This window comes from Pseudomonas piscis (assembly GCF_009380155.1).
Classification (GTDB): Bacteria; Pseudomonadota; Gammaproteobacteria; order Pseudomonadales; family Pseudomonadaceae; genus Aquipseudomonas; species Aquipseudomonas piscis.
In genome coordinates, this window is record NZ_WHUV01000003.1 from 253,072 (window position 1) to 265,254 (window position 12,183).

Below are 12,183 nucleotides of genomic sequence, written 5' to 3' on the forward strand. Positions count from 1 at the left end.
ATTCTAGCAGAAAACTTTTGCAGATGAAGTTCGGAGTTCGCTTTGATTGCATCTGCCCGCCGTGTGGTGCTTGTGGGTGGTCCTGGATTGCTGGTGAGTTGCCAGGAGTGACGGGTGGTTATTTTTGAGGCAACAGCGCTGCCCGTTCTGTAAGATTTGTTCCCCTTTCCCGTGTCCGAGGGCGCTTCCCTTGCTGCAGAACATTCGTGTCGTCCTGGTCAACACCAGTCATCCCGGCAATATCGGTGGGGCTGCGCGCGCCATGAAGAACATGGGGCTGTCGCGCCTGATGCTGGTGGAGCCCCGGGTATTTCCTTCTCCTGAGGCGGATGCGCGGGCATCCGGCGCCACCGACATACTGGAGGCTGCCGAGGTGGTCGCCACGCTCGAAGATGCCCTGGTCGGTTGTACCCTGGTGTTCGGTACCAGTGCCCGTGAGCGGAGCATTCCCTGGCCATTGCTCGATCCTCGCGAGTCGGGGGTAAAAGTCGTGGAGCAGGCGGGGCAGGGAGCGCAGATCGCCCTGGTGTTCGGTCGTGAAGATTCCGGCCTGACCAACGACGAGCTGCAGCGATGTCATTTTCACGTGCATATCCCGTCGGATCCGACGTTCAGTTCGCTGAACCTGGCAACGGCGGTGCAGGTGCTGGCCTATGAAGTGCGCATGTCCTGGTTGGCGGTGCAAGGACAGTCGGGCGCGGCGCGCAAGGATGAAACGGTATCGTCCAGTGATGAGCTGGCGACCATGGATGAGCTGGAGCGATTCTACGAGCACCTGCAGCAGGCGCTGGTGGAAATCGACTTCCTCGATCCGCAAAAGCCCCGGCACTTGATGGCGCGCCTGCGCCGGCTATACGGTCGTAGCTCGGTGACTCGAGCGGAAATGAACATATTGCGCGGCATACTCACGGAAACCCAGAAAGCGGCCCGTGGGGAGCTGCAGAAGCGGAAGGATCAGTGATGTTCGAGCGTCTGCGTGAAGATATCCAGAGCGTATTCCATCGTGACCCGGCGGCGCGCAACGCCTTCGAGGTGCTGACCTGCTATCCGGGCATGCATGCGATCTGGATCCATCGTTTGTCCGGTGCCTTGTGGGGCATGGGCTGGAAGTGGTTGGCGCGCCTGGTGTCGAACTTCGGGCGCTGGCTGACCGGGATCGAGATTCATCCTGGGGCCAAGGTAGGGCGCCGTTTCTTCATCGATCACGGCATGGGTATCGTCATCGGCGAAACGGCCGAGATTGGCGATGATGTGACGCTCTATCAGGGGGTGACCCTGGGTGGTACCAGCTGGAACAAGGGCAAGCGCCATCCGACCCTGGAAGATGGCGTGGTGGTCGGGGCGGGCGCCAAGGTGCTCGGGCCGTTCACGGTCGGTGCGGGCGCCAAGGTCGGCTCCAATGCGGTGGTGACCAAGGAAGTGCCGGCAGGGGCGACGGTGGTGGGGATCCCGGGGCGGATCATCATGAAATCCAGCGACGAGCAGCAAGCCAAGCGCAAAGCCATGGCGGAAAAGCTCGGGTTCGATGCTTATGGCGTCAGTGAGGACATGCCCGACCCGGTGGCGCGTGCCATTGGCCAGTTGCTCGATCACCTGCAGGCGGTCGATGGTCGTCTGGAAGGGATTTGCGGTGCGCTGAAGGACCTGGGTAGCGACTATTGCGCCAAGGACTTGCCTGCGCTGCGCGAGGAAGACTTCGCTGGCGTCAAGGACAAGAGCGACAGCAGGGTCGGCTGAATGCCGGCGTCTCGGTTCCTCAGGGGCCGAGGCGCTCGCAAATAAAGGGCGCGTTGGCCGGAAACGGACCCGTAGGTCGGTTGTTGCCATCCGCTGTGCCATTACGTCGCGGACTTTGCTATGATTCGCGCGCTCTTTTGCGGGTAAACCCGACTAAAGTAGTTGGTCTTATAGTTGACTCGATTACTCGGGTATTGCATACTCGCCTCCATTCCGAAACTCCGTGGTACTTGTCCATGCGACTGACTACTAAAGGCCGATATGCGGTGACCGCCATGCTTGACCTGGCGTTGCACGCGCAACATGGCCCGGTCTCCCTGGCCGATATCTCTGAGCGCCAAGGCATCTCCCTGTCCTATCTCGAACAGCTTTTCGCCAAGTTGCGCCGTAGCAACCTGGTATCCAGCGTCCGGGGCCCCGGTGGCGGCTATCAGCTGTCACGCGATATGCAGGGGATCCAGGTAGCCCAGGTGATCGATGCGGTGAACGAATCGGTCGATGCGACCAAATGCCAGGGATTGGGCGACTGCCATGCCGGTGACACCTGTCTGACCCATCACCTGTGGTGCGATCTGAGCCTGCAGATTCACGAATTTCTGAGCGGTATCAGCTTGGCCGACCTTGTAACCCGCCGTGAGGTGCAAGAAGTGGCCCAGCGACAGGACCAGCGCCGTTGTAATGGCAAGGCGCCGCGCCTGGACAAGATTGAAGCGTCCGCCGTCGAATGACAGCCGAAGAGCTAGCGGCACGCCAGCCAGCCTGATTTAGGAGAGAGTCCATGAAATTGCCGATTTACCTTGATTACTCAGCGACCACGCCGGTCGATCCGCGCGTAGCGCAAAAGATGAGTGAATGCCTGCTGGTCGACGGGAACTTCGGTAACCCGGCCTCCCGCTCCCACGTGTTCGGTTGGAAAGCCGAGGAGTCGGTGGAAAACGCCCGTCGCCAAGTGGCTGACCTGGTCAACGCCGACCCGCGTGAAATCGTCTGGACTTCCGGTGCTACCGAGTCCGACAACCTGGCTATCAAGGGTGTCGCGCATTTCTACCACACCAAGGGCAAGCACCTGATCACCTCGAAGATCGAGCACAAGGCTGTCTTGGACACCATGCGCCAACTCGAGCGCGAAGGCTTCGAAGTGACCTACATCGAGCCGGGTGAAGACGGCCTGATCACTCCGGCCATGGTGGAAGCCGCTCTGCGTGACGACACCATCCTGGTTTCGATCATGCATGTGAACAACGAGATCGGCACCATCAACGACATCGCCGCCATCGGCGAGCTGACCCGTTCCAAGGGCATCCTGTTCCACGTCGACGGCGCCCAGTCCACCGGCAAGGTCGAGATCGACCTGCAGGCATTGAAGGTCGACCTGATGTCGTTCTCTGCCCACAAGACCTACGGCCCCAAGGGGATCGGCGCGCTGTACGTGAGCCGCAAGCCACGTGTTCGCCTGGAAGCCACCATGCACGGTGGTGGTCATGAGCGCGGCATGCGTTCCGGGACCCTGGCTACCCACCAGATCGTCGGCATGGGTGAAGCCTTCCGCGTCGCCAAGGAAGACATGGCGGCCGAGAACGCTCGCATCCAGGCCCTGAGCGACCGTTTCTACAAGCAGGTCGAGCACCTGGAAGAGCTGTACGTCAACGGCAGCATGACTGCCCGTGTACCGCACAACCTGAACCTGAGCTTCAACTACGTCGAAGGCGAGTCGCTGATCATGGCGCTCAAGGACCTGGCAGTGTCGTCTGGTTCGGCCTGTACTTCGGCTTCCCTGGAGCCTTCGTACGTGCTGCGTGCCCTGGGCCGTAACGACGAGCTGGCGCACAGCTCGATCCGCTTCACCTTCGGCCGCTTCACCACCGAAGAAGAGATCGACTACGCCGCACAGAAAGTCTGCGAGGCCGTTACCAAGCTGCGCGCCCTGTCGCCGCTGTGGGACATGTACAAAGATGGCGTCGATATCTCGAAGATCGAGTGGGCGGCACACTGAATTTAAGTCGCCGCACAGGGTTCTGCAGGACGTATCGACAAGGCGGTTTGTGGAACCCCAGAGCGACTCTCTGATGAGTGAGGATTAAGAATCATGGCTTACAGCGAAAAGGTCATCGACCACTACGAGAACCCGCGTAACGTCGGCAAGATGAACGCGGAAGATCCGGATGTCGGCACCGGCATGGTCGGTGCTCCTGCCTGTGGCGACGTGATGCGCCTGCAGATCAAGGTCAACGAGCAGGGCATCATCGAAGATGCCAAGTTCAAGACCTACGGCTGCGGTTCGGCCATCGCTTCCAGCTCCCTGGCCACTGAGTGGATGAAGGGCAAGACCCTGGACGAAGCCGAGACCATCAAGAACACCCAGCTGGCTGAAGAGCTGGCCCTGCCTCCAGTGAAGATCCACTGCTCGGTACTCGCCGAGGACGCCATCAAGGCTGCCGTTCGCGACTACAAGCAGAAGAAAGGCCTGATCTGACCGATCGGCTTTCACAGATTTGGCGACAAGTAAGGAGTCACGATGGCTATCAGCATGACAGAAGCGGCTGCTCAACACGTGCGACGCTCCCTCAATGGGCGCGGCAAGGGTGATGGGATTCGCCTGGGTGTTCGCACCACGGGCTGTTCCGGCCTTGCCTATGTGCTGGAGTTCGTCGACGAGATCGGCGAGGACGACCAGGTGTTCGAAAGTCACGGCGAGAAAGTGATCATCGACCCCAAGAGCCTGTCCTATCTGGATGGCACCGAGCTTGATTTCGTCAAGGAAGGGTTGAACGAAGGCTTCAAGTTCAACAACCCCAACGTGCGCGGTGAGTGTGGCTGCGGCGAAAGCTTCAACGTCTGAGGCTGCTTGTGGGTACTCCTTGTCATTTCGCCTTATTTGAGTTGCAGCCGAGTTTTCGCCTGGATCTCGAGCAGTTGGCCGCGCGCTATCGTGAGTTGGCGCGCGGAGTCCATCCCGACCGGTTTGCCGACGCCCCCGAGCGTGAGCAGCGCCTGGCCCTGGAGCGGTCTGCCAGTCTCAACGAGGCCTACCAGACCCTCAAGAGCCCTCCCAAGCGTGCCCGTTATCTCCTGGCTCTCAAGGGCGGCGAGCTGCCGCTTGAGGTCACGGTGCACGACCCCGAGTTTCTTCTGCAGCAGATGCAATGGCGCGAAGAGCTCGAGGACTTGCAGGACAGTGCCGATCTGTCGGGGGTGGCGGCGTTCAAACGCCGGCTCAGGACCGCCCAGGAACAGCTGAACGAAAGCTTCGCAGCCTGTTGGGACGATGCCGCGCAGCGCGAGCAGGCCGAGCGCCTGATGCGGCGCATGCAGTTCCTCGACAAGCTCACCTACGAAGTGCGCCAGTTAGAAGAGCGCCTCGACGATTAACCTAGTGCCGCTCCGGTCGCACGCCTGATATACAGATAAGTCCAGATAGACATGGCCCTACTGCAGATCGCTGAACCCGGCCAAAGTCCTCAACCGCACCAGCGTCGCCTGGCTGTGGGGATCGACTTGGGTACTACCAATTCGCTGGTCGCTGCGTTGCGCAGCGGCCTTTCCGAGCCGCTGGCCGATGCGCAGGGCCAGGTCATATTGCCCTCCGCCGTGCGCTACCACGCCGATCGCGTTGAGGTGGGTGAGTCCGCCCGGTTGGCGGCCCCCGCCGATCCCCTGAACACCGTGCTGTCGGTCAAGCGCCTGATGGGGCGTGGCCTGGCTGACGTCAAGCAACTGGGTGAGCAGCTTCCGTATCGTTTTGTCGGTGGTGAATCGCACATGCCGTTCATCGAGACGGTGCAGGGGCCGAAGAGCCCGGTGGAAGTCTCCGCCGAGGTGCTCAAGGTGCTGCGCCAGCGGGCCGAGGCGACTCTGGGCGGCGAGCTGGTCGGCGCGGTGATCACCGTTCCTGCCTATTTTGACGATGCCCAGCGGCAAGCGACCAAGGATGCGGCCAAGCTGGCCGGCCTGAATGTGCTGCGCCTGCTCAACGAACCAACGGCCGCCGCCGTGGCCTATGGCCTGGACCAGCAGGCCGAAGGGGTCGTGGCTATCTACGACCTGGGTGGCGGGACCTTCGATATCTCCATCCTGCGCCTGACCGGCGGTGTCTTCGAAGTGCTGGCCACGGGTGGCGATACTGCCCTGGGTGGCGACGATTTCGATCATGCCATCGCCAGCTGGATCATCCAGGGCGCTGGTTTGTCCTCCGACTTGGATCCGGGCGCGCAGCGTAACTTGTTGCAGATTGCCCGTGGGGCCAAGGAAGCCTTGACTGACGCCGCTTCGGTGGACGTCGAGTATGGCACCTGGCGCGCCGCGCTGACCCGCGAGGCGTTCGATGAACTGATCGAGCCGATGGTCGCTCGCAGCCTCAAGGCTTGCCGTCGCGCGGTGCGGGACTCCGGCGTCGAGCTCGACGAAGTGCGGGCCGTGGTCATGGTTGGCGGTTCGACCCGTGTTCCACGGGTGCGTGAGGCGGTTGCCGAGATGTTCGGTCGCCAGCCGCTGACCGAGATCGATCCGGATCAGGTGGTGGCCATAGGTGCCGCGATCCAGGCCGACACCCTGGCGGGCAACAAGCGTGACGGCGGCGAATTGCTGCTGCTGGACGTGATTCCGCTGTCCCTGGGGCTGGAAACCATGGGTGGGCTGATGGAGAAGGTGATTCCGCGCAACACCACCATCCCGGTCGCGCGAGCCCAGGATTTCACTACCTACAAGGATGGCCAGACGGCCATGATGATCCATGTGCTGCAGGGTGAGCGCGAGCTGATCAGCGACTGCCGCTCCCTGGCTCGTTTCGAACTGCGCGGCATCCCGCCGATGGTGGCTGGCGCGGCGAAGATCCGGGTGACCTTCCAGGTGGACGCCGATGGCCTGCTCAGCGTTGCCGCGCGGGAGCTGGGGTCGGGAGTCGAAGCCAGTATCCAGGTCAAGCCGTCCTACGGGCTGACCGATGGCGAGATCGCCCGGATGCTCAAGGATTCCTTCCAGTACGCCGGCGATGACAAGGTCGCCCGCGTGCTGCGTGAGCAGCAGGTGGATGCCCAGCGGTTGATCGAGGCGGTGCAGGGGGCCCTGGAGGCCGACGGCGACCGCTTGCTGGACGCCGAGGAGCGCATGGTCATCGAGCTGCAGATGCAGGACCTGAGTGAATTGATGCGTGGCACCGATGGCTATGCCATCGAGCAGCAGACCAAGCGTCTGTCGCAAGTGACCGACGCCTTTGCTGCCCGTCGCCTGGATTCGACGGTGAAAGCCGCCCTGGCGGGGCGCAACCTGAATGAGATCGAGGAATAACTGATGCCGCAGATCATTTTTCTGCCCCACGCCGTGTTCTGCCCGGATGGCCTGGTCGTCGAAGTCGAGCCCGGCGTTTCGCTGCTCGAGGTTGCCCATGACAACCACATCGAGATCGAGAGCGCCTGCGGCGGTGTCTGTGCCTGCACTACCTGCCATTGCATCGTGCGCGAGGGTTTCGACTCGCTGAACGAGGCCGACGAGCTGGAAGAAGACTTGCTGGACAAGGCCTGGGGCCTGGAAGCCCAGTCGCGCTTGTCGTGCCAGGCTATCGTTGGCGATGAAGACCTGACCGTCGAAATTCCCAAGTACTCGCTCAACCACGCGGCCGAAGCGCCGCACTGATTCAAGGGGTCATCATGAGTCTGAAGTGGGTTGATGTACTGGAAATCGCGATCCAGCTGGCTGATTCCAAGCCGGATGTGGATCCGCGTTATGTGAACTTTGTCGATCTGCACAAGTGGGTTCTGGCATTGCCGGAGTTCAGTGACGATCCGGCTCGCGGAGGCGAGAAGGTTCTTGAAGCAATTCAGGCCGCCTGGATCGACGAAACTGACTGAATCCGCGGGCTACGCAGTTAGGCAATCCCTTTAAACCCGCGTATAATTCGCGGGTTTAATTTTTCGCTTTAATCACCGTTTCTGGAGTTACACCATGGCTGTTCAACGTACTTTCTCCATCATCAAGCCTGACGCTGTTGCAAAAAACGTCATCGGCAAGATCGTTTCCCGTTTTGAAGAAGCCGGTCTGCGCGTTGTAGCTTCGAAAATGAAGCAACTGTCCAAGGCCGAAGCCGAAGGTTTCTACGCTGAGCACAGCGAGCGTGGCTTCTTCGGCGAACTGGTTGCCTTCATGACTTCCGGTCCGGTTGTGGTTCAGGTCCTGGAAGGCGAGAACGCCATCGCTCGCAACCGTGAGCTGATGGGCGCTACCAACCCTAAAGAAGCTGCTGCCGGCACCATCCGCGCTGACTTCGCCGAGTCCATCGACGCCAACGCCGTTCACGGTTCGGACTCCGAAGCCGCCGCTGCTCGCGAAATCGCTTACTTCTTCGCAGCTACCGAGGTGACCACTCGCTAAGCCGCCAGGCCTGTGAGTGAAGGGTGAAACCATGACTACATCGATCGGCAAAACTAACCTGTTGGGGCTTACTCAACCGGAAATGGAGAAATTCTTCGACTCGATCGGGGAGAAGCGTTTCCGTGCCGGTCAGGTAATGAAATGGATTCACCACTTTGGCGTCGATGATTTCGATGCCATGACGAATGTCGGCAAGGCCTTGCGTGAAAAGCTCAAGGCCGTTGCCGAGATTCGCGGTCCGGAAGTGGTCAGCGAGGACATCTCCAGCGACGGCACCCGCAAGTGGGTGGTGCGCGTGGCGTCCGGCAGCTGCGTCGAGACCGTATACATTCCCCAGGGCAAGCGCGGCACCTTGTGCGTTTCGTCCCAGGCCGGCTGTGCCCTGGACTGCAGTTTCTGCTCCACCGGCAAGCAAGGCTTCAATAGCAACCTCACCGCCGCTGAAGTCATCGGCCAGGTGTGGATTGCCAACAAATCCTTCGGCAGCGTCCCGGCAACCATCGACCGAGCCATCACCAACGTGGTGATGATGGGCATGGGCGAGCCGCTGCTGAACTTCGACAACGTCATCGCGGCCATGCACCTGATGATGGACGACCTGGGCTACGGCATCTCCAAGCGCCGGGTGACCCTGTCGACCTCCGGCGTGGTACCGATGATCGATGAGCTGGCCAAGCACATCGACGTCTCCCTGGCGTTGTCCCTGCACGCTCCCAACGACGCACTGCGCAACCAGCTGGTACCGATCAACAAGAAGTACCCGCTGAAGATGCTGCTCGACTCGTGCCAGCGCTACATGTCGGCCCTGGGCGAGAAGCGTGTGCTGACCATCGAGTACACCCTGCTCAAGGACGTCAACGACCAGCCTGAGCACGCGGTGCAGATGATCGAGTTGCTCAAGGACATTCCTTGCAAGATCAACCTGATCCCGTTCAACCCGTTCCCCCACTCCGGCTACGAGCGTCCGAGCAACAACGCCATCCGGCGTTTCCAGGACCAGTTGCACCATGCCGGCTTCAACGTCACCGTGCGCACCACTCGCGGGGAAGACATCGATGCCGCTTGCGGCCAGTTGGTAGGCCAGGTGCTGGACCGCACCCGGCGCAGTGAACGCTATATCGCTGTGCGTGAATTGAGCGCCGATGCCGATATGCCGCAAAGCGTCGCGGCCCGTACCTGAGAGAGGATCTCCATGGTCTTGCGCCTAGCGCTGCTCCTGCTTGTTGCCAGTCTCTGCGCTGGCTGTGTCATGTCGGGCGATTCCAGCCCGCTGGACACTGGCAAGGGGCGTGACGAGGCGCGCCAGGCCTATGTGCAGCTGGGGCTGGGCTATTTGCAGCAGGGCTTGGGTGAACAAGCCAAGGCCCCGCTGAAAAAGGCCCTGGAGCTGGCTCCCGACGATGCCGACGCCAATGCCGCCCTGGCGCTGGTGTTCCAGGCCGAGATGGAGCCGGCGCTGGCTGAAGCGCAGTTTCGCAAGGCCCTGGCGGCACGCCCGGACGATTCCCGGATTCTCAATAACTACGGCAGTTTCCTGTTCCAGGAGAAGCGCTACGACGACGCATACTCGCGTTTCGAGCAGGCCGCAGCTGATACCCTGTATCCCGGCCGTTCCCGGGTTCTCGAGAACCTTGGGATGACCGCCTCGAAGCTCGGCCAGCGCAAGCTGGCCCAGTCGCATCTGGAGAAGGCCCTGCGGCTGAATCACCAACAGCCTCGCGCATTGCTGGAAATGGCTGAGTTGTCTTACGAAGACAGGCATTATGTGCCCGCGCGTGATTATTACGATCGTTTTAACCTGCTTGGCGAGCAAAATGCACGTAGTCTATTGCTCGGCGTGCGCCTGGCAACGGTGTTCGAAGATCACGAGAAGGCCTCCAGTTACGGTCTGCAACTAAAAAGACTCTATCCCGGTACGCCGGAATATCAGCAATACCTGTCGGAGCAATGATGAAAGTGGCGCAACCCGAAGTTCAAGCAGCGACTAGCGTCAATCCCGGTGAGACCTTGCGCCAGGCTCGCGAAAGCAATGGTTGGGCGCTGGCGGACGTGGCCCACAAGCTCAACCTCACCGTGAGCTCCCTGAGCAACCTGGAAGCCGGCGCATTCGACAAGCTCCCGGGGCATACCTTCGCCCGTGGCTATATCCGTGCCTACGCCAAGTTGCTGGATATGGACCAGGCGACCCTGGTCCAGGCTTTCGACCAATACACCGGCACCGACTCCCAAGGCAGCAGCGTGCATGCCCTGGGCCGTATCGAAGAGCCGGTACGGGTCTCCCATACCATCTTGAGGATCGTCAGTCTGTTGCTGCTGGTGGCCGTGGTCGGCGGTGGTTTCATCTGGTGGCAGGACCAGACCTCGCAGCGCAGCAAGGAACTGGTGGGCCTGAGCCCGGAACATGTGGAAGTCGAGGGTGCCGACGGCAAGACTCAGATCCACCCGATCGACGAGCCGGAAGACCAGGCCGTTGCCGAAGGCCAGAGCGAAGCCGAGGCCAATGCCGCGCAATTGGCCGGTGAGGCACCTGCCGAGACCCCAGCCCCGGCTGTGGCTCCGGCGGCCCCTGCGCAGGCGCCGGCAGTTGCTCCAGCCACTGCGTCCCATCCTATGACTGCCCCGGTTACGGCCCCGGTGATCGCGGCTCCGGCCGCTCCGGTGCCAGCCCCAGCAACCACGGCGACCGCTCAGGCCAACGTGCCAGCCCCGACTGTCGCAGCCGCCGGCTCCGCGCAGGTACAGATCCAGTTCAGCGCCGATTGCTGGACCCAGGTCACCGACGGCAATGGCAAGATCCTGCTCAGCGCCTTGAAGCGCAAGGGCGAGAGCGTCGATGTCAGCGGCAAGCCGCCTTTTGCCGTACGGCTGGGCTACGCCCGTGGCGCACAAATCAGCTACAACGGTCAGGCGGTGGATATCGCCCCGTTCACCACTGGCGAGACTGCTCGCCTGAAGTTAGGTCAATAAGTCATGCACGGCGAATCTCCAATCAAACGTCGCGAGTCCCGCAAGATCTGGGTCGGCTCGGTACCGGTGGGCGGCGATGCCCCTATCGCGGTACAGAGCATGACCAACAGCGACACCAACGATGTGGCCGCAACCGTGGCCCAGATCAACCGCCTGGAAGCCGCCGGTGTCGATATCGTGCGGGTTTCGGTGCCCGATATGGACGCCGCCGAAGCGTTTGGCCGGATCAAGCAGCAGGTCAAGGTACCGCTGGTGGCCGACATCCACTTCGACTACCGGATCGCCCTGCGGGTAGCCGAGTTGGGCGTCGATTGCCTGCGGATCAACCCGGGTAACATCGGTCGCGAGGATCGGGTGCGCGCGGTAGTGGACGCGGCCCGTGACCGCGGCATCCCGATCCGCATCGGGGTCAATGCCGGCTCGCTGGAAAAGGACCTGCAGAAGAAGTATGGCGAACCGACCCCGGCAGCGCTGGTGGAGTCGGCATTACGCCATGTGGAACACCTGGAACGGCTGAACTTCAAGGATTTCAAGGTCAGCGTCAAAGCCTCCGATGTGTTCATGGCCGTCGAGGCCTACCGTCTGCTGGCCAAGGAAATCATCCAGCCCCTGCACCTGGGGATCACTGAAGCCGGTGGTTTGCGTTCAGGCACGGTGAAATCCGCCGTCGGCCTCGGTATGCTGCTGGCCGAAGGGATTGGCGATACCATTCGCATCTCGTTGGCGGCCGATCCGGTCGAGGAAGTGAAGGTCGGCTACGACATCCTCAAGTCCCTGCACCTGCGTTCCCGTGGCATCAACTTCATCGCCTGCCCGAGCTGCTCGCGGCAGAATTTCGATGTGGTGAAAACCATGAACGAGCTGGAAGGGCGTCTCGAGGACCTGCTGGTACCCATGGATGTCGCGGTGATCGGTTGTGTGGTCAACGGTCCGGGCGAAGCCAAGGAAGCCCATGTGGGGTTGACCGGCGGTACACCGAACCTGATCTACATCGATGGCAAGCCGTCGCAGAAACTGACCAATGACAATCTGGTGGACGAGCTGGAAAAGCTGATCCGGCAGAAAGCGGCCGAAAAGGTCGAGGCCGACGCAGCGCTGATCGCTCGTGGCTAACCG

Annotated in this window: 15 protein-coding genes; all 15 read left to right on the forward strand. The window is 61.4% G+C overall.

What is annotated here, in order from left to right; translation table 11 throughout:
* Window positions 1–190 precede the first annotated feature (190 nt).
* The 15 genes from trmJ (at window position 191) to ispG (ending at window position 12,180) form a co-directional block, all read left to right on the forward strand.
* Entirely contained in the window at window positions 191–961 is a 771-nt protein-coding gene (gene trmJ / locus GDH07_RS18035; RefSeq protein ID WP_152898441.1) for a tRNA (cytosine(32)/uridine(32)-2'-O)-methyltransferase TrmJ, read from the forward strand.
* Window positions 961–1,737: a serine O-acetyltransferase gene (gene cysE / locus GDH07_RS18040; protein ID WP_022640708.1), complete on the forward strand. Its 777-nt coding sequence runs from the start codon at window positions 961–963 to the stop codon at window positions 1,735–1,737. Before trmJ ends, cysE begins: the two co-directional genes overlap by 1 nt.
* A gap of 236 nt (window positions 1,738–1,973) precedes the next feature.
* Window positions 1,974–2,465 carry a Fe-S cluster assembly transcriptional regulator IscR gene (iscR, locus tag GDH07_RS18045; RefSeq protein WP_011063217.1) on the forward strand — a complete coding sequence of 164 codons (492 nt, stop codon included), beginning with the start codon at window positions 1,974–1,976 and terminating at the stop codon, window positions 2,463–2,465.
* A gap of 50 nt (window positions 2,466–2,515) precedes the next feature.
* Window positions 2,516–3,730, forward strand: coding sequence for an IscS subfamily cysteine desulfurase (locus GDH07_RS18050; protein ID WP_022640706.1), 1,215 nt, complete (start codon window positions 2,516–2,518; stop codon window positions 3,728–3,730).
* A 93-nt stretch (window positions 3,731–3,823) separates the two neighbouring features.
* The gene (gene iscU, locus GDH07_RS18055) at window positions 3,824–4,210 is read left to right on the forward strand and encodes a Fe-S cluster assembly scaffold IscU (protein ID WP_007929523.1); all 387 of its coding nucleotides are present in this window, start codon (window positions 3,824–3,826) and stop codon (window positions 4,208–4,210) included.
* 42 nt (window positions 4,211–4,252) lie between these two features.
* Window positions 4,253–4,576: an iron-sulfur cluster assembly protein IscA gene (gene iscA / locus GDH07_RS18060; protein ID WP_053131791.1), complete on the forward strand. Its 324-nt coding sequence runs from the start codon at window positions 4,253–4,255 to the stop codon at window positions 4,574–4,576.
* Window positions 4,577–4,584: 8 nt separating this feature from the next.
* Window positions 4,585–5,106, forward strand: coding sequence for a co-chaperone HscB (gene hscB / locus GDH07_RS18065; RefSeq protein WP_343038283.1), 522 nt, complete (start codon window positions 4,585–4,587; stop codon window positions 5,104–5,106).
* A 51-nt stretch (window positions 5,107–5,157) separates the two neighbouring features.
* Entirely contained in the window at window positions 5,158–7,020 is a 1,863-nt protein-coding gene (gene hscA / locus GDH07_RS18070) for a Fe-S protein assembly chaperone HscA (RefSeq protein WP_152898442.1), read from the forward strand.
* A 3-nt stretch (window positions 7,021–7,023) separates the two neighbouring features.
* Window positions 7,024–7,365 (forward strand): ISC system 2Fe-2S type ferredoxin, encoded by a 342-nt coding sequence (gene fdx / locus GDH07_RS18075; protein WP_022640702.1) that lies wholly within the window; start codon window positions 7,024–7,026, stop codon window positions 7,363–7,365.
* Between the two features lie 14 nt (window positions 7,366–7,379).
* Window positions 7,380–7,580, forward strand: a complete 201-nt coding sequence (gene iscX, locus GDH07_RS18080; RefSeq protein WP_022640701.1) for a Fe-S cluster assembly protein IscX — start codon at window positions 7,380–7,382, stop codon at window positions 7,578–7,580.
* Between the two features lie 94 nt (window positions 7,581–7,674).
* Window positions 7,675–8,100: a nucleoside-diphosphate kinase gene (gene ndk / locus GDH07_RS18085; RefSeq protein ID WP_022640700.1), complete on the forward strand. Its 426-nt coding sequence runs from the start codon at window positions 7,675–7,677 to the stop codon at window positions 8,098–8,100.
* A 31-nt stretch (window positions 8,101–8,131) separates the two neighbouring features.
* Window positions 8,132–9,280 (forward strand): dual-specificity RNA methyltransferase RlmN, encoded by a 1,149-nt coding sequence (gene rlmN / locus GDH07_RS18090; protein WP_031320437.1) that lies wholly within the window; start codon window positions 8,132–8,134, stop codon window positions 9,278–9,280.
* A 12-nt stretch (window positions 9,281–9,292) separates the two neighbouring features.
* Window positions 9,293–10,051: a type IV pilus biogenesis/stability protein PilW gene (pilW, locus tag GDH07_RS18095; protein ID WP_053131780.1), complete on the forward strand. Its 759-nt coding sequence runs from the start codon at window positions 9,293–9,295 to the stop codon at window positions 10,049–10,051.
* Window positions 10,051–11,067: a RodZ domain-containing protein gene (locus GDH07_RS18100; RefSeq protein ID WP_152898443.1), complete on the forward strand. Its 1,017-nt coding sequence runs from the start codon at window positions 10,051–10,053 to the stop codon at window positions 11,065–11,067. Before pilW ends, GDH07_RS18100 begins: the two co-directional genes overlap by 1 nt.
* Window positions 11,068–11,070: 3 nt before the next feature.
* A complete protein-coding gene (gene ispG, locus GDH07_RS18105) occupies window positions 11,071–12,180 on the forward strand; it encodes a flavodoxin-dependent (E)-4-hydroxy-3-methylbut-2-enyl-diphosphate synthase (protein WP_022640696.1) in 1,110 nt (369 codons plus the stop codon).
* The last annotated feature ends 3 nt before the right edge of the window (window positions 12,181–12,183 follow it).